Here is a 20,918-nt window from a genome sequence, read left to right as displayed (position 1 = left end):
CCCGCCCGCCCACCCCACCAACCCGCGCCCCCCCCCCGCCCCCCCCCCCCCCCACCCCCCCCCCCCCCCCCCCCCCCCCCCCCCCCCCCCCCCCCCCCCCCCCCCCCCCCGCCCCCCCCCCCCCCCCCCCCCCCCCCCCCCCCCCCCCGGACGGCGCATCAGGGCGGGCCCCGGCGCGGCCGACGACGAGGGGGACAGCGGCCCCCCACCGTGGGCGGTGACCGCGAGGACGCCCGAGGAGGCCACCGTGGACCGCCGCGCGCTCCGCACGCCCACCCGCCCCGCCGCCCGCGCGGCCGACGCCGCTCCCGCACCGGCCAGCGCCGCCGAGGTCACGGCCCTGGCCACCCTGCTGGTGCGCCGCCCCGAGCTGGCGCGGCTGGACGACGAGGCGCTGCTGCTGCGCCTGGCGCGCACCACGGCCGTCGGCCACCTGCTGCGCTCGCGCCTGGTCGTCGCCCTGCCCGAGGGCGAGCGCCTGCTGGACGCCATGCTCGCCGACGGCCGCGCCGTCGTCCTCGACGCGGACGCGCCCGCCCCGGGCGAGGGCGTGCTCGCCGTGCGCCGTCCCGCCGCCGCCCGCGACCTGCCCCGCGCCCGCGACCTGGCCCGCGCGCTGGCCCCGCTCGTCGCGCTGCGCTGAGCGCGCGGGGCCGCCGGGCCGCGGGGTTCGCCGGGCGGGGAGCGCCGGTGCGGTCCGTACACTCGGAGGGCGCGGGAGGGCTGGCCGAGTGGTTGAAGGCGGCGGTCTTGAAAACCGCTAGGGAGGTACCCACTCCTTCCTCATGGGTTCGAATCCCATGCCCTCCGCGCCCGCACCGCCCGTCCCGCCGCGCAGCCGCGCACCGTCCCCGGAGGTCCCCGTGAGCGTCACCGCCCCCGAGCTGCCCGCGCAGCGGCGCGCGGCGGCGGTCCGCGCCTTCCGCGCCCTGCCGGCCGCCGACCGCCGCGACGTGCTGGCCCTGGCCCGGCAGGGCCGGCGCCACCCGGACGAGCGCGTGGTGGCGGTGGCCTGGTGGTACGCCGCGGCGGTGCTGCAGCCGCGCTGGTGGACCCGCGTGCCCGCCGGGCTGCTGCCGCTGCCGGGGCTGCTGCTGCTGTGCGCGGCGTTCGCCGTGGACGCCTGGCCGCTGGCGTTGCTGGCCGTGCTGGTCACCGCCGCCGGGGTCGTCGCCCTGTGGCAGCGGCTGGCCACCGAGCCGCTGCTGCGCCTGGCGCGCCCCGCCGGGGCCGGGGACGCCGGCGGCTCCGGGGGCGCCGACGCGGTGGACGGCCCCGCGGGCGCGTGAGCCGCGCCGCCCGCGAGGAGCTGGCGGCCGTCGCCGACGACGGCACCCGCCTGGCCGCCGACGTGCACTCCCCGCCGGCGCCGGCCGGCACCGTGCTGCTGCTGGGCGGGCAGTCCCTGGAGCCCGACGTCCTCGACGGCCTGCGCGACGACCTCGCCGCCGTGCACCGCGTCGTCGTGGTGCACACCCGCGGCACCGGGCGCAGCCAGGCCGGCCCGGGCGGCGACGCGGCGGCGGGGGAGTGGAGCACCCGCCGCTTCGCCCGCGACGCCGTCGCCGTGCTCGACGCGCTGGGCGCCGCGCGCGCCCACGTGCACGGCTTCTCCATGGGCGGGCGGGTCGCGCAGGTCCTGGCCGCGGAGCACCCCGGGCGCGTGCAGCGCCTCGTGCTCGGGGCCACCGGCCCCGGCGGCGCGGCCGAGGTGGCGCGCGCGCCGGAGGTCACCCGCGCGCTGCGCCGGCTGGGCACCGCGGCCGGGCGCGCCGCGCTGGCCGAGCTGTTCTTCACGCCCGCCTTCGCCGCCGCCCACCCCCAGCTGGCCGCGCGCTTCGCCCCGCGCGCGCCCGCCGCCGTCCAGCGCGGGCACCACGCCGCCAGCACCGGCCACGACGGCACGGGCCTGCTGGCGCGGGTGGCCGCGCCCGCGCTCGTCGTGCACGGCGAGGACGACGCCATGACCCCGCCGGGCAACGCGCGCGCCCTGGCCGCGCTGCTGCCGCGCGCCCGCGCGGAGCTGCTGCCCGGCGCGCGGCACGGCTACCTCGCCGAGGCCCGCGAGCGCTCCTCGGCGCTCGTGCTGGGCTTCCTCGCCGGCTGAGCCCGGCCCGTCCCGGTCGGCGGTCGCCGGTCGGCGCGCGGCGGTCAGCGCACGGTGCGCAGCGCCAGCGGCAGGCAGCGCACCCGCACCGTGGCGCCGCCGCGCACCGGGTGCACCTCCCCGTCCAGCTGCAGCGGCATGGGGTTGCGGGTGACGAACTCGTACGGCTCGGCGCGCGAGGTCACCGGGTGCCTGCCGTGCACGACGCGCAGGAACTCCGCCACCAGCCGCAGCTTGCTGCGGTGCTCGACCAGCAGCACCTCGAAGCGCCCGTCGTCGGTGGCCGAGTCGTCCGAGATCTGCGCGTACTTCGCCATCCGGTCGATGTTGGCGAACACCAGGCTGTCGATGCGCACGTCGCGGCCGTCGTGACCGATGGTCATCGGCCGGTACTTCCAGAACGTCTTGACGACCAGCACGGTCTCCTTCACCGCGTCGAGGTCGTGCTCGTTGAGGGCGGCGGCCGCGACGGGGCTGATGCCCACGCCGACGTAGGAGTGCGCCACCCGCGGCGCCCCGTCGCCGCTGTCGACCTCCAGCAGGTCCATGCGCTCGGGCCGGGCGCCGCCGGTGGCGACGTCCACGACGGCGTCGACGAGCGGGCGGCGCTGGGTGGCGGTGGCGTGGTCGTTGGCGTTGCCGGAGGGCAGCACCGCGGCCAGGCCGCCGTCGTGCCCGTCGCGGCCGGCGGCGACGACGCCGTTGACGACCTCGTGGTAGCCGCCGTCGCCACTGGCGGAGACCACCAGCACGCCGGGGTGGCGCGCCACGTGCTCGCGGGCCAGCTCCTCGGCGTGCCCGGCGTGCTGCGTCTCGACCAGCTCCACCGGCAGGTCCGGCACGCGGGCGGCGAGCTCGTGCTGCAGGGCGCGGGCGTTGTCCGGGCCGGCGCCGGTGCTGTTGGGGTTGAGCACGACGACGACGCGCTGGAGGGGACCGGGACCGTCGGGTGGGCTCACGCCCCGAACGTAGGTGACGCGGCCGCCCGCGGCGCGCCGGGCGGGGGCCCGGCGGGGCCGGACGGGGGACGGCGGGGCCGGACGGGGGACGGCGCGGGCAGCAGGACGCCGGCCGGGACTCGTGGTCTTCCCCTCCACGTGCCCCGGCCGGCGCGGTCCCATCTTGCCACCGCCGCGGCTGCGCTGGGAACCCCGGGCGCGTCCTCGGCGGGCGGGCCCGCCCCGTCGCCCCGAGGATGACCGCATGTGCGACGTCACGCCGCGGGCGGAGGTGGCCCTGCCGGCCGACCCGTCCGCCGCCCGGCGGGCGCGCGAGTTCCTGCGCCGGGCCGCGTGCCCGGTGCACCACGGCGGCCCGCTGGAGCGGGCGCTGCTGCTGCTGTCCGAGCTGGCCGTCAACGCGGTCCTGCACGGCGCCCCGCCGGTGGCGGCGTCGGTGGACTGTCGCGTCGACGTGCTGCGGCTGACCGTCAGCGACGGCAGCACCGAGCGCCCGCGGCACCACCGCTCGCCGGCGCACGCGGAGTCCGGGCGCGGGGTGGACCTGGTGGACTCCCTCAGCGAGGCGTGGGGGGTGCGGGTGGGCCCGGCGGGCAAGGACGTGTGGTGCGACGTGGCCGGCTGAGGCCGGCTGAGGCCGGCCGGGGCCGGCCGCGGCGACGGGACCCGCCGCCCGTGCGCGGCGCGCGCCCGCGGGGAGCGCGTCAGCGGCCGACGACGCGGGCCGCGACGATCGCGACGTCGTCGTCGCTGCCGCCGGGCAGCATGCGGGCGATGAGCTGGTCGCACAGCTCCTCCAGCGGCGCCCCGGCCAGCTCGGCCACCGCGGCGCGCAGCTCGGCCAGCCGCGCCTCCATGGGGCGGTCGCGCCGCTCCACCAGGCCGTCGGTGTACAGCAGCACCGTCGAGCCGCGCTCGATCAGCGCCTCGTGCTGCACGCGCTCGACGCCGCCGCCCAGGCCGAGGATGAGCCCGTCGCCCTCCAGCTCGCCGACGGAGCCGTCGGGGCGGGCCAGCACGGGCGGCAGGTGCCCGGCGGTGCACCAGCGCACCCGGCGGTGCCCGGCGTCGGGGGCGCCGTCCATCTGCAGCACCACCGCGGTGGCCAGCGTGCTGACGCCCAGGCCGTCCAGCAGGTGGTCCAGGCGCTGCAGCACCTCGCGCGGGGCGGCGGAGCGGTCGTAGGCCAGCGCCCGCACCAGGGTGCGCAGCTGCCCCATGGCCGCGGCGGCGGAGACGTCGTGGCCCATGACGTCGCCGATGACGACGGTGCTGGAGCCGTCCGGCTGGGTGAAGGCGTCGTACCAGTCGCCGCCGACCTGCGCGGCCTCCGCGGCGGGGATGTAGCGGGTGGCGACCTCCAGGCCGGGGGTGTCGCCGGGCGCGGTGAGCAGGCTGCGCTGCAGCGTCTCGGAGGAGCGGCGCTGCTGCGCGTACAGCCGGGCGTTCTCCAGCGCCACGCCCGCGCGCGCGCCGAGGTCGGTGGCGGTCAGCAGGTCGTCGTCCGTGTAGGCGGGGCGGTCCGGCCCGCTGAGCAGCGTCAGCGCGCCGGTGACCTGCCCCCGCGCGCGCAGCGGCACCACCAGGGCGCTGCCCATGCCCATGCGGTGGATCAGCTCGTTGGCCTCCGTCTCGCCCACGCCGCGCGAGACGTCGGCGTCGGTGACCCGCACGAGGGTCGGGCCGAGCTGCCCGCGCAGCACCCGCATGGAGACGGAGGCGTCGCGCAGGCCCGCCTGCACCTCCTGGAAGCGCTCGGCGTCGGCGGCGCGGGCGGGGTCGGCGTGGCGGGCCCGCACGTGCCGGGTGCGCCCGGAGGCGTCCAGCACCGTGGCGAAGGCCCACTCGGCGAACTTCGGCACCACCAGGGAGGGCAGCAGGTCCTGGGCGGCGTCGGGGTCCAGCACGGCCGAGAGGGCGTCGGCGACCTCGGAGAGGAACTCCAGGCGGCGGCGGGCGTCGCGGGCGACGGCCAGGGCGGCGTCGCGCTCGCGCTCGGCCTGCACGCGCAGCGTCACGTCGGACTGCACGCCCACGTGGTGGGTGATGCGGCCCTCGCGGTCGCGCACGGGGGAGATGACGACCTCGTTCCAGAAGGCCGTGCCGTCCTTGCGGTAGTTCAGCAGCAGCTCGGTGATCGTCTCGCCGGCGGCGAGCGCCTTGGAGATGCGCACCACCGCCTGGCGGTCGGTGTCCGGACCCTGCAGGAAGCGGCAGTTGGTGCCCAGCACGTCGCGGCCGTAGCCGGTGACCTTCTCGAACGCGGGGTTAACCCACACCAGCGGGTCGTCGGGCTGGTTGGGGTCGGAGATGGTGAAGGACAGGTCGCTGGCCAGCACGGCGCGGCTGTGCAGCTGCTCGGCGGACTCGCGGGTGCCGTCGACGAGCTGCTTCTCGCGCAGCGGCAGCAGCACCACCAGCGCCAGGGTGCTCAGCTGCTCGACGGGGGCGTCGTCCAGCGGCAGGCCCACCACCCACAGCGCCTCGCGCGGGGCGGCCTGGTCGTTGCCGCGCGCGGCGCTGACGCGCTCGCCGCCCACGGGCTCGCCGCGCGCGATGCGCGAGAGCGGGCTGGCCGCCTCGCCGGTGCCGGGGTCGGACAGCTCCGAGCCGTCGGAGGCCTGCAGGCCCGCGGCGCGCGCCCAGTCGTCCACGGCGCACGGCAGGCGCACCTCGGGCGCGAGCTGCTCGGCGAGGGGGTTGGCGAACAGGACGGTGCCGTCGGTGGTGCGCACCAGCAGCACCGCGCCAGGCTGACCGTGCACCACGCTCGGCAGCGCGTCGGCGACGGCGTCGTCCGCCAGCACGGTCTCGGTCCCGTCCATCCCGGCGAGCCTAACCCGGCGCCCCGGTGCCCTCCACCGCCGGTCGGGGGGCCCGGGGCGGGCGGGGCGCGGGGGTCGCGGGTGACGCGGGGGACGTGCCGCGCCGGGCGTGCCGCTGGTGCTTGTCGGTGTACATGCGCCGGTCGGCGTCCGTGAGCAGCGCCGCCAGGTCGGCGCCGGGGCCGGCGGGCACGGCCCCCAGGGAGGCGCCGACCGCGGCGCTGCAGCCGCCGGGCAGCGCCACGGGCGCGGCGGCGGCAGCGCGCAGCGCCTCCAGCGCGGCCGCGGTGGCCGGCGCCGAGGGCGGACCGGTGCGCAGCAGCACGACGAACTCGTCCCCGCCGAGGCGGGCGACGGCGCCGCGGCCGGCGACGACGTCGGCGGCCCGGCGCACCACCGCGCGCAGCACCTCGTCGCCGGCGTCGTGGCCGAGGCCGTCGTTGACCGCCTTGAAGCCGTCCAGGTCCATCAGCACCAGCGTCCAGCCCGGCTCGCCCCCGGTGCCGGTGGCCGTCCCGGTGCCGAGGTGGTGGCGCACCAGGTCCGCCAGGCCGCGGCGGCTGTGCGCGCCCGTCAGCTCGTCGCGCTGCGCGCCCGCGGCCGCGACCTGCGCCCGCTGGGCGCGGTGCCCGTGCAGCACGGCGGTGAGCACGGTGAGCACCAGCGCCGCCGCGGCCGTGCCGAGGGTCGCTGCGCCGGCAGCGCCCGGCGAGCCGGGGGGCGCGGCGGCGAGCCGGGCGGCGGCCGTGGCGCTGACGGCCAGCGGCACCACGGCTTGCGTGGCGACGGTGACGGCGAGCAGCAGGTGCGGGTGGGCGGGTGCCGCCGGGCGGGGCAGCGGCTCGCCCAGGGGCGCCGGCGCACCGGCGCCGGCGAGGTGGACCACGGCCGTGCCGAGCGTCCCGCACGAGCCGAGCGCGACGCCGGCCCCGCCGGTGAGGGCGTCCTCGGTGGTCAGCCCGATGAGCACCGCCGCGTCGCCGAGCACCACCGCGCTCACGCCGGCCGCCGTCAGGACCAGCGCGCGGGTGGTGCCGGGCTTCGGCCGGGGGGTGGCCCAGGCGGAGGTGACGACGGCGCCCAGGGCCGCGGCGGCCACCACCACGTCGAAGAAGCAGAACAGCGAGTACGAGCGCCCGTCGTCGACGAGGGCACCCACGGGCGTGACCAGCAGCACCAGGGCGGCGGCACCGACGGTGACCTGCGCCTGCGAGACCCCGCGCCGCCACGTCCAGCGCCGCCCGCCGGTGGCGGGCGTGGTCAGGGCGAGCATCCCCAGCGGGGCGGCGTAGCGGGCGACCGTCAGCGCCACGGTCGGGCCGGGCTCGTGCTCGCCGGCGGCGAAGCTCAGGCCGGTGGGGTCCACCGTGAGCAGCCAGTACAGGTCCCCGGTGGCGGTCAGGACCCAGTACGCGGTGAGCAGGCCGAGGACCTGGCGGGCGCGCCGGGTGGGCGCCAGTGCGCACGCCGCCGCGAGCGCCGCGGCGCCGAGCGCCTCCACGGCGACGAGGCGCGGCTGCACGGTGCCCGGGTACCCGGGCAGCAGGACCAGCAGCACGGCGGCGGAGGCGACCAGCAGGACCACGCGGGCGTAGCGGTGCCGGTCTGCCCGCGCCGGCGTGCCGGCCCCCCGTCGTGCGTGCACGCCCCCACCCCGCCCCGTCCAGTCCGGTCCCCGTGCATCCTCCCGGCCGCCACCGGGTCCGCGGGCGGCTTCACGACGACTGCCGGTACCGCCCCGCCTCACACCCCGGGCGCCACCAGGGCCGGCACCGGGTAGGTGCGCGTCAGCTGCTCGCCCAGGGCGGTGCGCGGCACGGCCGCGGAGTACAGCCAGCCCTGGCCCAGGGGCGCGCGCATGTCCCGGCACGCGGCGGCCTGCTCCTCGGTCTCCACGCCCTCGACCACCACGGTCAGCCCCAGGCGCGTGGCCAGGTCCACCACGCAGGTCACCACCGAGCGCCCGTTGCCGGCGTCGGTCAGCGAGCCGGTCAGCGACCGGTCGATCTTCAGCACGTGCACGGGCAGCCGGTCCAGGTACCCGAAGGCGGAGTAGCCGGTGCCGAAGTCGTCGATGGCGATGCGGCAGCCCAGCGCGGCCAGCTCGGTGACCGCGCGCTCGGCGGGGGAGTCGGCGTCCAGGAAGACGGACTCGGTCAGCTCCAGGGTCAGCAGGTGCGCTGGCACGTCGTGGCGGGCCAGCACGTCGCGCACGGTGCCGGCGAAGCCGGGCGACTGCAGCTGCACCACCGAGACGTTCACGGCCAGGCCGGTGCCCGCGGCGAAGACGCCGGCCTCGTGCGCCCAGCGCACGGCGCTGCGCAGCACGTGCTCGCCCAGGGCGACGACGAGGTTGGCCTCCTCGGCCACGGCGACGAACTCGCCGGGGCTGACGCGCCCGAGGACCGGGTCCTCCCAGCGGGCCAGGGCCTCGAACTTCGCCACGCGCCCGGTCCGCAGGCACACCACCGGCTGGAAGTGCACGTCCACGGTGCCGGCGCGCACCGCGGCCGCCAGGCGCTCGCGCAGCAGGGTGCGGTGGTCGTGCGCGGCGGCGACGGCGCCGGAGTACACGGACACGTGCCCCGGCCCGCTCAGGCGGGCGTGGCGCAGCGCGGTGTCGGCGCGCACGAGGGCCGCCACGGGGTCGTGGGTGCCGGCGGGACCCTCACCGGCGTCCCCGTCGCCGGCCGGCGCGCACGCCGCCACGCCGGCGGTGGCGGCCAGCGGGAAGCGGGTGGCCCCGGGCACGTGCGCCGGGGCGTCGGCCACGGCGCGCACGAGCGTGCGCGCCAGGCGGGCGGCCTCCCCCGCGTCGCCGGCGACGAGCACGGCGATCTCGTCGCCGGAGGTGCGGTAGGCGCTCGCCCCGAGCGGTGCGGCGACCGCGCGCACCCGCTCGGCGGCGGCGGAGACGAGCGCGTCGCCGGTGGTCACGCCCAGCACGTCGTTGACGTCGTCCAGGCCCGCGAGCTCCAGCAGCACCAGGTGCTGCTCGCCGTCGGGGCCGGTCAGCGCCCGGCGCAGGGCGGCGCGGTTGCCCAGCCCGGTGAGGTCGTCGTGCAGGGCCTGGAAGGCCAGGTGCGCGGTGGTGCGCGCCTGCGCGCGCGCGGAGGTGACGTAGCGCACGGCGGCGGCCAGCACGACGAGCAGCTGCAGCACCCCCAGCAGGGGCTCCGGGCGCGGGGCGGCCAGCGCGAGCAGCACGGAGGCGGACAGCGCGACCGCGGGCGTCAGCGGCACCCGGCGCAGGCGGTGCACGGCCCGGGCGGAGGCCTCCCCGGAGTGGCGGGTGGGACCGCTGGGGGCGCCGACGGCGGCGGTGAACCCGGCCGCGAGCGCGGTCACGAGGGCGGCGTGCGCGAGGTGCGGGCCGGTGGCGAGGGCGGTGAGGGCGACGGCGGCGCTCGCGGTGCCGCTGGCGGCGGCGGCCCGGCGCAGAGCGGGGTGCTCCACGCCCAGGGCCAGGCAGGTGCCCGCGTGGGCGCAGGCCAGCAGCACGACGGCCAGCGCGGCCGGGCCGGGCGCCGACCCCGTGCGCACGAGCACCTCGCCGGCGGCCAGCGCCAGGCAGGTGCCCAGCACGAGGGCGTCGGGCAGCAGGGGGGACTCCCCCTCGCCGCGCGCGGGGAGCACGTGCCGCACGCCGAGGCCGAGCGCCGCCGCGACGGCCACGGCCAGGGCGGCTTCGCGCAGCCGCACCGGCCCGAGCGCGGTGTGCGGCCACAGGCCGGCGGCGGTGACGCCCGAGCCCCAGAGCGCGGAGGCGACGCCGTAGGAGGCGGTGCGCACGCGGCCCAGCGCCCAGCCCGCGCAGAAGGGCAGGGCGGCGCCGAGCAGGGCGAGCGCGCCGAGCACGGCGGTGAGGTGGTCGGCGTGCTCCCAGCGCGCGGTCAGCAGCGGGCCCAGCGCCACCAGGGGCGCGCTCGACACCGCCGCCACGACCGCCCGCGGGCGCGAGGGGGCGGGGCGAGGCGTCACGGCAGGTGCTTCGGTGCCGGCGGGGCGCTGCTTGACCGGCGCCGAGGGGGATCACCCACACGGGTCAGGGCGGCCCCGACCCAGCTGGGGGTGGTGACCCGGTCCTCCCGGACCACTCCGCACGGGTCGGGAGGGACCAGCGTGATCCGTGGGACGTTCCGTTACCGAACTGTTACGTACTTCGATCAAGGGCAAAACCGCAGGTCACAGCGTGTGTCGATCGTGTGACGGAGCCCACTGGTCACACGAGTCCCATAACTCACCGTGTTGCCATCGTGACTCTCGTGTACGTTCATTGCTGTCACCGAGAGACTCCGCTGAGTAGCGGAGGAGGCGGCGGCAGCAGGCTCGCACTGAGCCGGCCCCCGTGGGGGGGAACATCACTTCACACTGCCTTGGAGGCAATCGTGACCGCAGCAACCTCCCGGTTGCGCCGGCGTGGCATCGGGGCCGGCGTCGCGGCTCTCGTGGGTCTGTCCACCGTCGGTTTCAGCGCTTCGGCGGCCTTCGCCGCCCCTGGCTTCGACCTCACCGCTCCTGAGTCCCAGGTCGCCGGCGAGGACCGCTTCGAGACCGCGGCCCTGACCGCGCTCGCCACCTTCCCCGACGGTGCCGACACCGTCGTCATCGCCAACGGCGACCGCGTCATCGACGCCCTCTCCGCCAGCTACGTGGCCGGCCTGAACGACGCGCCGATCCTGCTGACCAGCGTCAACCAGGTCTCCGAGTTCACCCTCGACGCGATCACCGCTCTCGGCGCCACCAACGTCATCGTCGTCGGTGACGAGAACTCGGTCGGCCCCGGCGCCATCGCCGACCTCGAGGACGCGGACCTGACCATCACCGCCACCCTGGCCGGTGAGGACCGCTTCGACACCGCCGCGCAGGTCTACGCGCAGGGCGAGACCCCGGCCTCGACCGTGTTCCTGGCCCGCGGCGACTACGCGGTCGGACAGGTCTCGCCGGACGCGCTGGCCGCCGGCCCCATCGCCTACAACGGCACCCCCATCCTGCTGACCAACGCCACCTCGCTGCCAGCGGCGACCGAGGAGGTGCTCGCCAGCGGCGACATCGACCGCGTCGTCTTCCTCGGCAACGGCATCACCCAGGACGTCAAGGACGCGGTGGCCGAAGCCGCCGAGGGCATCGACGTCGAGACCACCATCGGTGGTGCTGACCGCTCCGAGACCGCGGCCCTGCTGGCCGAGTCCGAGTTCGGCGAGGGCCTCTTCGACGGCACCAGCGCCGCGATCGCCAACGGCGAGCGCGTCGACGCCCTGGCCGCCGGCCCGTGGGGCGGCGTGACCGGCACCCCGATCCTGCTGACCCTGGGCACCAACGACCTGGGTGAGGGCACGCGCCAGTACCTGGCCGACAACGCCGGCACCCTGACCACGGGTGTCGTCTTCGGCGACGAGAACAGCGTGCCGACCGAGTTCCTCGAGGAGGCGACCGAGTCCGCCGAGGGTGGGCCGGTCGAGTCCAACCAGACCCTCGCGGTGACTCCGGCCGAGGCCGCTCAGCTCGGTTTCGGTGAGGTGCGTCAGTACAGCGTCGCCAACCTCGATGCCGACACCGACTACCGCATCACGCTGGTCAACGCCAACAACATCTCGGTCGACGAGGACGGGGTCGTCTCCTTCGCCGAGGACGGCTCCACCGGTCTCGCTCTGCCGGGCACCGTGGCGGCCGACATCACGGTCGTCAACGGCATCAGCGCGGGCGCCGGTGCCGGTCAGTCCATCGGTGGCATCTCGCCGACCGGCGGCACCGTCAGCTTCACCGTCACCACCGACGCCGCCGCGGTCGAGGGCTTCGTCCCGGTCGTGTACGTCGACGGCGGGGAGAACACCCGACTGGAGCTCGACGACGCCGGCCTGCCCTCGGAGGCCTTCGGGCTGGGCGGCGCGGTGCAGACCGTTCCGGACGAGGCTGCCACCGGTGCCATCGCCACGCCGCCGCAGGACATCGTGATCGTCGACAAGGAGGGCGACTCGATCGTCACCACCGCGTCGATCTACAACTACGACGCTGAAGACAACTTCTTCATCGGTGGCACCGCCGCGACCAACGCGGTCACCCCCGAGGAGTTCGAGGCCCAGCTGTCGGTCGGTGACGACCTGATCACCGGCACGGTCTACCAGCAGAACGAGGCGCTCGACTCGACGTTCGTGCTCGGTGACACCACGCCGGCCGCGCCGGCGATCACCACGGTGACCCCCGCCGACACGACGGCCACCCTGACGATCACCGGTGTCGACGACGCCGACACCGTCACGGTCTACGGCGAGGTCGACGCCGACGGTGCGGGTGCCGGTGACCCGACGGTGACCACGGACAGCGACGTGCTCGCGACCGCGACGGGTGACCAGGACGCCGCCACCGCCGGCTTCCAGGTCGTCCTGACCGGTCTGACCGCTTCGTCCTTCTACGACGTGGCCGCGACGCAGACCGTCTCCGACGAGGAGTCGGCGCTGAGCACCGAGGCGAACGCCGACACGACCGCCACGCAGGTGCGCCCGACGCTCACCTCCGCGGTGCTGACGACCGACGAGGTCCTCGAGGGCGCCGTGGACAGCGGTGACGTGTACACGCTGACCTTCAACCGCGGTGTGGATGTGGCCGTCACCGGTGCGACGCTCACCTTCACCGACGCGGACGGTGACACCATCCTGGTGTCGAGCGCGACCCCGGGCACGGCCACCACCACGGCCACCATCGCCGCCAGCGACGTCGCGTCCGGCACCGCTGGGACCGAGACGGTCACCGTGACCCTCACGGAGGACGCGGAGGACCGCAACGCGGCCGGTGACGGCGACATCGAGTACCCGCTGACCCTGACCGCGGTCACCGGCATCACCGACACCGCGACGGACGGCAGCGCCAACATCACCGGCGGCGACGTCACGATCAGCTGAACGGTCGACGACCTGCCGGCATGACCGGCAGGTAGCACGTCCAGAGCCCCGGACCCTCCAGGTCCGGGGCTCTGGCGTGCGCGGACGACGGAACCCGGGAGAGCCGGGTGGCGGCCGCGCGGGGATCCTCCCCAGGTGCTGGTGGTCGTGCGCTACCGCGTCGAGCTGCGGTCCCTCCGGACCCGTGGCTGGAGCGGTACGCCGGTGCGCGCCGGGCTCGGCGGCAAGGCGCTGTACCGCTTCTACGCCCCCTCCTCGGTGGAGGTGCGCCTGGACGCCGCGGGCGGCAAGTACCCCCTGGTCCGTGCCGCCGCCGGTGTCGTGGCCGACCTGACGCGCCGTGCGGAACTGCTCGCGGTGGACGGCTGCGCGCGCGTGATCACCGCCAGCGACTTCATGCGCTCGCAGTTGCACCTCGTGCACCCCACCGCCCGCGCTCCTCAACCCTTGGATGCTGATCACGTACCGTCCAGCTAGCGATCTCGGCCAGAGCGACTGGAGCCGTGCAATTCATCGAACTGCCCCAGCGCCGCGCGTCGACCGTCGGGCGATCTTCCAAGCAGTGCGCAGAGTTACTAATTGATTACATCTGGTTGATCGCCCTCCTGCGTGCTGTGAAGTAGTGTGTGAAGCATGACGACTACCGGAGCCGGACCCTTCGCGGTAGCCGGTTTCGATGAAGTACACCTGGCTGCTTCACCCCTGACTCGGGTGCTGGCACAGGTGCAGTTCCCACCGCTGTCCGCCTTGATCGCCGATGATCGCGTGGCCGGTGAGTTCGCCGCCGTGGTGCGCAGTTCTTACCCGATCATGGTGCCCCAGCAGGAGTCGACCTTCCTCATCGGTCCCCAAGGTGTTCAAGAGCAGCCGCTGACCACGCGCTCTTGGCAGTTGCGCAGCGCCGACGAGTCGTGGGGTGTTCACGTCGGCTCCTCCTTCCTCAGCCTGGACACCGGCGCCTACGTCAGCCGTTCCGACTTCTTGAGCCGCTGGGACGCGGTGTGGAGCGCCTTCGTCGGCCTGGCCGACCCGCCGGTGACCACTCGGGTGGGCATCCGCTACATCAACCAGGTGGCCGACGAAGCCTTGCTGGAGCACCTCGACGCCCTGCTGGAGCCTCCGGTGCTGGGCATGGTCGGCGTGCCTCTCGACGGCGCTGAACGGCTGCACGCCCTCGGACAGGCGCAGTTCCGCGTCGAGGAGTCCCGCTTCCTCACCGTGCGCTCCGGGCTCGTCCCCGCGGGGCTCGTCCTAGACCCGAGCGTGCCCCCGTCGGACCGTCCGTGCTGGGTGCTCGACCTCGATGCCTTCGAGGAGACCCGCGGGGACGCCGCTCCACCGCGTGTGCGCGAGGTGCTCGCGACCAGCGCGGCACTGGCACACGCGTTCTTCCGGTGGAGCACCACCGACCGCTTCATCGAAACCTTCGGAGGAGGCGCCTCGTGAGCGTTCCCGCGACCGAGCGCCGGGGGATCCCCGATGCCTTCTACGCGCTGGTGGGAGGTGGCACCGCCACCGGTGCGCCCCGCGACTACGTGGTGCGAGACCTCCGTGGGTCCACGTCCAGCGCTCGCACGCTCTGGGAGCGCAGGGAGCACAACGAGCGAGTACTCCGCGCGAGTGCCCCATCCGCCCCGCGGCACGCCCCTCCCGCGGTTCCGCAGCCGTCACGGGCCCGGACAGCGCAGGAGAACGTCGTGCGGATCCGTCGCGAGACCGGCTTGACGTGGGAGCAGCTCGGCAGGCTGTTCGGCGTCTCACGCCGAGCAGTGCACCTCTGGGCCGGCGGAGCTCGGCTCAACGCCCGCAACGAGCAGGTGGTCCGTGAGTTCGCCGCGCTCGTGGACGCACTGGACGCGGCGAACCCTGAGGAGCGCCGCGCTGCGCTCTTCGCGCCGCGTCCCGTCGGCGGCTTGAGCCTGGTGGACGAGTTCCGCGCCCGGCACGCTCCAGGCTCCGGTGAGGTGACCGGCCGGCCCTTCCACCCCGCTGACCTGCTCGGCAACCTGCACGGCGACGCGTCCCGTCCATGACCGAGCGCGCCACCGAGCCCGTCGACCTGGAGGGACGCTCCCAGGGTGACCTGCTGCCGGACCTGACCACCTTCCCCGTGACCGGCCCGGACGGGCAGGTGCAGCACCTCACCGCGCCGCACGGGGTGGTCCTCACCAGCCAGACGTGCGACATCGTGCTGGAGAAGGTGACCCACCTCCAGGTCGCGCCTCTCGTGCACCTCGAGGAGAAGGACGCGCGAGGTGCCCGCGCCGGTGATCGCCCCCGCTACGCCCACCTGCCTGAGCTGGGCAGCACCGCCTTCGCCGACCTCGAACTGATCAGCACCGTCCACAAGGCCGTGGTCGCGCCGCTCGCGCACTGTCCCGGCGTGCAGCAGGACGCCGATGTGCGCCGGCTGGGCCAGGAGATCGGCCGCCGCTTCAGCCGGTTCGCCTTCCCGGACGCCGTCGTCGCTTGGCTCCGGCCGCTGGAGAAGGAGATGCGGTCCAAGGCGCCCAAGGAGACGAGCCCCTTGGGTCAAGTCCTGGCTGATGTCCTGGAACTCCGGGTCGAAGCCACCGGGGGCTGGGGTGAACCGCCGTACGACCTCGTCCTGGTCGTCGTGGTGGCGCCGGGTGCGCTGCCGATGCTCCCGGACGACGACGCCCCGTGCCCGCCGGACCTGCGCTCGGCGGCCTTGCCTGAACCCGGTGCCACGCTGCCCGCACCTGCCCAGGCGGCCGCGACGTTGATCGCCGCTGAGGACCCTGTCCGCCGCTACTGGGCATGGACCGCCTTCGGCAACGCTCTCGTCGCTCGGTGCGGGCCGTCCGAGCGCGAGCAGAGTGCGCGCAGCGCTGTCAGCAGCTTGCTGCCCGAGGTGGTGTCCGCCGACGACTACCCGCTGAGCCGGGTGCGCCGCAGCGAGCGCCTCGACCTCGACCTCCTGTCCGCCCCGTACCCCGCCTGAGCGCCTGGCCGCACCCGCGCCGAGGAGACTGCGCGGAGGGGCTGACGGCCCGCCTCAGGGTGTGACGACCGGGTCCGCCAGCACCGGTGTCGCAGCGCCGGGCGCGGAGTTCACCGTCCGCAGCTCAAGGTCCAGCACCCCGGTGATGTCCACGTCGACCGGCACGGGCCGGCCGACCGTGAACGGCACGCTGTGCGCGAGGCGCCCGTCGAGGACGACCTCGAGGCGCCCGTGGGCGGTGGGGTCCTCGCTGTCGTCGGCCATGCCGACCACGGTGGTCAGTCGTCGGTAGGCACGACTGAGCCGCCACGACCTGCGGTCGGTGAGCTCGCCGGTGAACCCGGCGTGCTCGTCGTAGAACCCCAGCACCGCGTGCTCGTACGTCACCCCGCCCAGGACGCCACGGCCGGCGGTCAGCTGCCCCGCCATGGCGCCACCGCCGGCGGAGTCGGCGAGCAGGAGCCGCTGCTGCGGCACCACCGCGTGGGTGTACTGCGGGCCGTCGTCCACGCCGGTGGCGGTGACCACCCGAGGGTTGCCGAGCAGCGTGACGCCGACGACCGGGTAGGGACCCGTGGCCTCCGGGGCGTGCAGCACCAGCTGCACCTCCTGCGCACCGGTGACGTCGACGTCGAGGTCCCGGTGCGCGCCGACGCCGAGCACCGTGGTGGACACCACCCGACCGTCGACGACCACGTCGAGCTGGGGCAGGTGCTCGTCCTGCGGGCGCTCACCGGGTGTCTCCACGGTGGTGCGGAAGCGCGCGTACCCGCCGTCCAGCGGAATGCTCTCGGTCGTCCTGCCCGACCAGACCGCCCGTGTGGCGTAGTCGTACAGCGTCCCGTCGACGTTCTCCTGCCGGTTGAACCACCAGCCTGCGACGTTCCCGCCGAAGTACTGCTCGCCCAGGTAGCGCGTGGAGGGCTGCACCGAGTAGTAGGCGTTGATCAGCGTGCGGTCGCACACCGCCTGCCCGTTGCCGAGGGCCACGACGTGCGAGGCGTCCAGGGCGCGCAGCGCCTCCACGCCGGAGGCCGGTACCTCCTCGCACGTGGGCATCAGCAGCACCGGGCCGTCGCGCAGGGCACCGGCGGCCAGTGCGTCGGGGAAGGCGTCGGCGCGTGCCAAGTAGGTCACCGGGGCCCCCGCCGGGAACGCGGCACGAGCGATCGCCGCGGACGTGGCGTAGCGGTCCGCCCCGCCCAGGCGGGACGTGGGCCGACCGGCCGCCGCGGAGTCCAGCACGTCCGCCGCGACGGCGCGCTCGTCGCCCAGCGCCACCACCCGCTGCGGTGCCAGCCGCTGCACCTCCCGGAGCACCACGTCCGGCACCTCGCCCGTGGAGGGCACCAGCAGCACCGGCCCGTCGGTGAGCGAACCGGCCGAGAGGGCGTCGGGGAACGTGTCGCCGCGCGTGAGGTACACGGTGCGGGCGGTGCCGGGGAACGCGGCGCGTGCCACGAGCGCGGCGGTGGCGTAGCGGTCCGCGCCGCCCAGGCGCCGCGTCGCGCGCCCGCCGGCCACCGCCGCCAGCACGTCGTCGCCGACGGCGTTCGCATCGCCCAGGGCCACCACGGTGCGCGGCGCGAGCCGCTGCACGGACTCCAGCACCACCGCGGGCACGGCACCGCTGCGCGGCACCAGCAGCACCGGCCCGTCGCTCAGCGCTCCGGCCGCCAGGGCGTCGGGGAAGGCGTCCGCGCGCGCGAGGTACACCACCGGCGCCCCGGTAGGGAACGCCCGCTCGACGATGCGCGCCGCCGTTTCGAAGCGGTCCGCGCCGGCGAGGCGGCTGCGCGTGGCGATCGCGGAGGCGGACGGCACGTCGACCAGTGCGGTCGTGCACCCGAGCACGAGCGTGCTCAGCGTGGCGGCGGCAGCGGCGCGGCGGGTGCGGGAACGGTGCGGACGGGCGGCGGGGCGTGCCACGGTGGTTCCTCTCGGGACGGGGTTCGCCCGGGATCGTGCCGTGGCGCGCCACCAGGGTAGGTGTGGTGCGGGTGCTGCGGACGCGAACGGGCCGACTCCCACCCGGCTGTTGCGCCGTCCGTGGCACGCTCACCCCCGTGCGTCTCCTCGTGATCACCGACGGCGTCCCGCCCGAGCACCGCGGGGGCGTGGCCTCCTCGGTGCTGGTGGAGGTCGACGAGCTGGCCCGGCGCGGGCACGACGTCACCGTGCTGGTGCGCCGGCACGACCCGCACCAGCCGCTGGTGCAGGACCGCGGCGCGTGGCGCCTGCTGCGCCACCCCGCCCCGGCGCGCGGCTCGCGCGCCTACTACGCCCACCCGGCCGCCACGCTGACCCGCCTGCCCGGCTGGCTGCGTTCGCTGGACGCTCGTGAGCGCTTCGACGCCCTGTACGTGCACAGCACCTTCCACGGCGCGGCCGTGGTGCGCGCCGGGCTCGGCGGCAAGGCGCTGTACCGCTTCCATGCCCCCTCCTCGGTGGAGGTGCGCCTGGACGCCGCGGGCGGCAAGTACCCCCTGGTCCGTGCCGCCGCCGGTGTCGTGGCCGACCTGACCCGGCGTGCGGAACTGCTCGCGGTGGACGGCTGCGTGCGCGTGATCACCGCCAGCGACTTCATGCGCGCGCAGTTGCACCTCGTGCACCCCAGCGCCCGCGCCGAGGTGGATGTCGTGCCCCTGGCCGTGGACCTCGAGCGGTTCCACCCCGCCGGGGACGTCGAGCGCGCCGCGCTGCGCGAGCGCTGGGGCGTCGGCGGCGACGGGCCGGTGCTGCTCAGCGTGCGCCGCCTGGTGCGCCGCATGGGCCTGGAGAACCTCATCGACGCGGTGCCGGCGCTGCGCGCCCGCCACCCGGGCCTGCGCGTCCTGATCGGCGGGCGCGGATACCTGGAGGACGAGCTGCGGGCGCGTGTGGAGCGCCTCGGGCTGGCCGGGACGGTGCAGCTGCTGGGGTTCGTGCCCGAGGAGGACCTGCCGGGCCTGCACCGCGCGGCGGACCTGTTCGTGCTGCCCACCCTGGAGCTCGAGGGCTTCGGCGTGGTCACGCTGGAGGCGTTCGCCAGCGGCGTGCCCGTCGTGGCCACGCCCGTCGGCGCGAACCCCGAGGTCGCCGGCGGCCTCGACGCGTCGCTGCTGGCCGCGTCGAGCACGCCACCCGATCTCGCCGCCGCCGTGGAGCGCGGGCTGGCCGCCGGGCCGCACCTGCGTTCCGCCGCCCGCGCTCGGGTGGAGGAGAGGTACGCGCCGGAGGTCGTGGGGGAGCGCGTCGAGCGGCTGCTGGTGCGGGTCGCAGGGCGTTGAGGGCGCCGCGGCGGCGGACCATAGCGCGGGCTGCCGCCCCGGATCCAGGCCCACGGGTGCGCGCTGCTGCGCCGGGGTGAACCCGCCGCCCGGGAGCACCAGCACCGGCCCGCCCGGGCTCTCGCCGCCGCGGATCGTGCCGATGAGTCCTCGCGTGAGTGCTTCGCGCCGTGCCGTCCCGCTGGTCCTCGGGGCCGTCGCCGTCCTCGGGGCCGCCGCCGTCCTCGGTCCCGTCGCTCCCGCGCTCGCCACCTCCACCGCGGGCGACCTGGCCGCGCTGCCCGTCGAGGTGCGCGCCGAGCTGTCCCCCGCGGAGGCGTCCGCCCTGGGCGCCGCCACGAAGGGCGACGGCCACGACGTCACGGTCGTCGTCCCCGGCGGGCGCTCGTACGAGGTGCTCACCGTCTCCGCCGGCTCCAGCGCCGACGCCGAGCGCGCCGCGCAGATCCTGGCCGCCCAGCCCGGCGTCGACGGCGCCGAGCCGACCCTGCCGGCCGCTCCCGCGGTCGACGCCGTCGGTGACGACCGCCGCAGCGACCAGTGGGACCACACCCGGATGCGCGCAGGCGTCCAGGACGCGTCGCTGGCCGGCTCGATCGGCGCCGTCACCGTGGGCGTCATCGACTCCGGCATCGCCCCGCACGCCGACCTCCCGGTCGGCACCGTGCTCGGCGGCCGCGACTACACCACCGAGCGCGACTACACCTCCGACGGCCTCGGCCACGGCACGCACGTCGCGGGCACCATCGCCGCCACCGCGGGCAACGCCGGTGTCGACGGGTTCGCCCCGGGCGTGAAGCTGCGCATCTACCGCGTGTTCGACGACGCCGGCGCGGGCACCAGCGACGGCATCGTCCGAGCCATCTACGACGCCGCCGACGACGGCGTGGACGTCGTCAACCTGTCCCTCGTCATCGGAGCGGGCGGGCAGACCAGCCAGGCCGTGCAGAAGGCTGTGGACCACGCACGCACCGAAGGTGTGGTCGTCGTCGCCGCCGCGGGCAACTACGGCGCCCCTTGCACCGGTGGTGCGACCACCACGTGCGGCAACCCCGTCCTGATGCCGGCCTCGCTGCCCGGCGTCGTCGGCGTCTCCGCCACCGGGCGGGGTGACGCTCTCGCGAGCTTCTCCGAGCACGGTCCCCAGGTCGACGTCAGCGCCCCCGGCGAGATGATCGTGTCGACGTACAACCGGAGCTCCACCTCCTACGAGTGGATGAGCGGCACCTCCATGGCGGCCCCGCACGTCGCGGCCGTGGCCGCGACCGTCAAGGCCGTGAAGAAGACCTTCAGCCCCGACGAGGTCGAGGAGCTCCTCGAAACCTCTGCCGAGGACCTCGGCACGACCGGCCGCGACGACCGCTTCGGCGCCGGACTGGTGCGCTCGGACGCCGCCGTCTCCGCAGCCCGCAAGGCGGTCGGGATCACCGAGGCGCCCTTCGTCAACCGCGCCCCCACGGCGGTCGACGACGTGCTGACCGTCGACGCCTCGACCGACCCTCGTTCCACGCCCCTGATCGACGTGACCTCCCGGGTGCTCACCAACGACGCCGACCCGGACGGTCAGCACCCCGCCATCACCGCCGCGACCCGTCAGGGCACCGCGACCGCCGGCTCGCAACTCATGCTCCGCGACGGTCGCCTGTACGTCGGCGCGGACCACGGTTCGAGCGGCTCGTTCGCCGTGCGCTACTCCATCAGCGACGGCGAGCTGAGCTCCTCGGCGGTGGCGACCGTCACCATCGCGGGCACCCCCGCACCCAGCCCCACGCCGACCAGCACGCCGACCAGCACGCCGACCAGCACGCCGACCAGCACGCCGACCAGCACGCCGACCAGCACGCCGACCAGCACGCCGACCAGCACGCCGACCAGCACGCCGACCAGCACGCCG

The 20,918-nt window shown here is 76.2% G+C and carries 16 protein-coding genes and 1 tRNA gene; 12 read left to right on the top strand and 5 right to left on the bottom strand.

The genetic code is table 11. The features are described from left to right. The first annotated feature begins 217 nt into the window (after positions 1 to 217). From ACRYMN_RS18820 to ACRYMN_RS18805, 4 genes are all read left to right on the top strand, one after another. Positions 218 to 643: a hypothetical protein gene (locus ACRYMN_RS18820; protein ID WP_432498445.1), complete on the top strand. Its 426-nt coding sequence runs from the start codon at positions 218 to 220 to the stop codon at positions 641 to 643. A 74-nt stretch (positions 644 to 717) separates the two neighbouring features. Continuing rightward, positions 718 to 810, top strand: a tRNA-Ser gene (locus ACRYMN_RS18815). Between the two features lie 53 nt (positions 811 to 863). Continuing rightward, positions 864 to 1,289 carry a hypothetical protein gene (locus ACRYMN_RS18810; protein WP_432498443.1) on the top strand — a complete coding sequence of 142 codons (426 nt, stop codon included), beginning with the start codon at positions 864 to 866 and terminating at the stop codon, positions 1,287 to 1,289. Continuing rightward, positions 1,286 to 2,107 carry an alpha/beta fold hydrolase gene (locus ACRYMN_RS18805; protein WP_432498440.1) on the top strand — a complete coding sequence of 274 codons (822 nt, stop codon included), beginning with the start codon at positions 1,286 to 1,288 and terminating at the stop codon, positions 2,105 to 2,107. The genes ACRYMN_RS18810 and ACRYMN_RS18805 overlap by 4 nt, the downstream gene beginning before the upstream one ends. A 44-nt stretch (positions 2,108 to 2,151) precedes the next feature. Here the strand turns inward: ACRYMN_RS18805 and ACRYMN_RS18800 are convergent, their stop codons facing one another. Next, positions 2,152 to 3,066, bottom strand: a complete 915-nt coding sequence (locus ACRYMN_RS18800) for a diacylglycerol/lipid kinase family protein (RefSeq protein WP_432498438.1) — start codon at positions 3,064 to 3,066, stop codon at positions 2,152 to 2,154. A 244-nt stretch (positions 3,067 to 3,310) separates the two neighbouring features. Between ACRYMN_RS18800 and ACRYMN_RS18795 the strand changes: the two genes are divergently transcribed. After that, positions 3,311 to 3,691, top strand: a complete 381-nt coding sequence (locus ACRYMN_RS18795; protein WP_432498436.1) for an ATP-binding protein — start codon at positions 3,311 to 3,313, stop codon at positions 3,689 to 3,691. A gap of 79 nt (positions 3,692 to 3,770) precedes the next feature. On the opposite strand, the gene ACRYMN_RS18790 is transcribed toward ACRYMN_RS18795, so the two are convergent. From ACRYMN_RS18790 to ACRYMN_RS18780, 3 genes are all read right to left on the bottom strand, one after another. Continuing rightward, the gene (locus ACRYMN_RS18790; RefSeq protein WP_432498433.1) at positions 3,771 to 5,891 is read right to left on the bottom strand and encodes a SpoIIE family protein phosphatase; all 2,121 of its coding nucleotides are present in this window, start codon (positions 5,889 to 5,891) and stop codon (positions 3,771 to 3,773) included. A gap of 10 nt (positions 5,892 to 5,901) precedes the next feature. Next, complete coding sequence (locus ACRYMN_RS18785) at positions 5,902 to 7,536, bottom strand: GGDEF domain-containing protein (protein WP_432498430.1); 1,635 nt, start codon at positions 7,534 to 7,536, stop codon at positions 5,902 to 5,904. 98 nt (positions 7,537 to 7,634) lie between these two features. Next, a complete protein-coding gene (locus ACRYMN_RS18780) occupies positions 7,635 to 9,872 on the bottom strand; it encodes an EAL domain-containing protein (RefSeq protein ID WP_432498428.1) in 2,238 nt (745 codons plus the stop codon). 407 nt (positions 9,873 to 10,279) lie between these two features. On the opposite strand from ACRYMN_RS18780, the gene ACRYMN_RS18775 reads away from it, so the two are divergent. From ACRYMN_RS18775 to ACRYMN_RS18755, 5 genes are all read left to right on the top strand, one after another. Beyond that, complete coding sequence (locus ACRYMN_RS18775) at positions 10,280 to 12,790, top strand: cell wall-binding repeat-containing protein (protein ID WP_432498421.1); 2,511 nt, start codon at positions 10,280 to 10,282, stop codon at positions 12,788 to 12,790. A 135-nt stretch (positions 12,791 to 12,925) separates the two neighbouring features. Further along, positions 12,926 to 13,267: a hypothetical protein gene (locus ACRYMN_RS18770; RefSeq protein WP_432498418.1), complete on the top strand. Its 342-nt coding sequence runs from the start codon at positions 12,926 to 12,928 to the stop codon at positions 13,265 to 13,267. 156 nt (positions 13,268 to 13,423) lie between these two features. Then, positions 13,424 to 14,236, top strand: a complete 813-nt coding sequence (locus ACRYMN_RS18765; protein WP_432498415.1) for a TIGR04255 family protein — start codon at positions 13,424 to 13,426, stop codon at positions 14,234 to 14,236. Positions 14,237 to 14,487: 251 nt separating this feature from the next. After that, the gene (locus ACRYMN_RS18760) at positions 14,488 to 14,823 is read left to right on the top strand and encodes a hypothetical protein (RefSeq protein ID WP_432498412.1); all 336 of its coding nucleotides are present in this window, start codon (positions 14,488 to 14,490) and stop codon (positions 14,821 to 14,823) included. Next, the gene (locus ACRYMN_RS18755; RefSeq protein ID WP_432498409.1) at positions 14,820 to 15,755 is read left to right on the top strand and encodes a hypothetical protein; all 936 of its coding nucleotides are present in this window, start codon (positions 14,820 to 14,822) and stop codon (positions 15,753 to 15,755) included. The genes ACRYMN_RS18760 and ACRYMN_RS18755 overlap by 4 nt, the downstream gene beginning before the upstream one ends. 54 nt (positions 15,756 to 15,809) lie before the next feature. On the opposite strand, the gene ACRYMN_RS18750 is transcribed toward ACRYMN_RS18755, so the two are convergent. After that, the gene (locus ACRYMN_RS18750) at positions 15,810 to 17,684 is read right to left on the bottom strand and encodes a cell wall-binding repeat-containing protein (protein WP_432498407.1); all 1,875 of its coding nucleotides are present in this window, start codon (positions 17,682 to 17,684) and stop codon (positions 15,810 to 15,812) included. 137 nt (positions 17,685 to 17,821) lie between these two features. On the opposite strand from ACRYMN_RS18750, the gene ACRYMN_RS18745 reads away from it, so the two are divergent. Together ACRYMN_RS18745 and ACRYMN_RS18740 are read left to right on the top strand one after the other, a co-directional pair. Continuing rightward, positions 17,822 to 19,024, top strand: coding sequence for a glycosyltransferase family 4 protein (locus tag ACRYMN_RS18745; RefSeq protein WP_432498405.1), 1,203 nt, complete (start codon positions 17,822 to 17,824; stop codon positions 19,022 to 19,024). 154 nt (positions 19,025 to 19,178) lie between these two features. Next, the coding region (locus ACRYMN_RS18740) for a S8 family serine peptidase (RefSeq protein WP_432498403.1) at positions 19,179 to 20,918 on the top strand (1,740 nt) is incomplete at its 3' end.

It is taken from the genome of Kineococcus gypseus, assembly GCF_050871305.1.
In the GTDB taxonomy this organism is placed as follows: Bacteria; Actinomycetota; Actinomycetes; order Actinomycetales; family Kineococcaceae; genus Kineococcus; species Kineococcus gypseus.
This window is presented reverse-complemented; position numbering and strand designations above follow the sequence as displayed.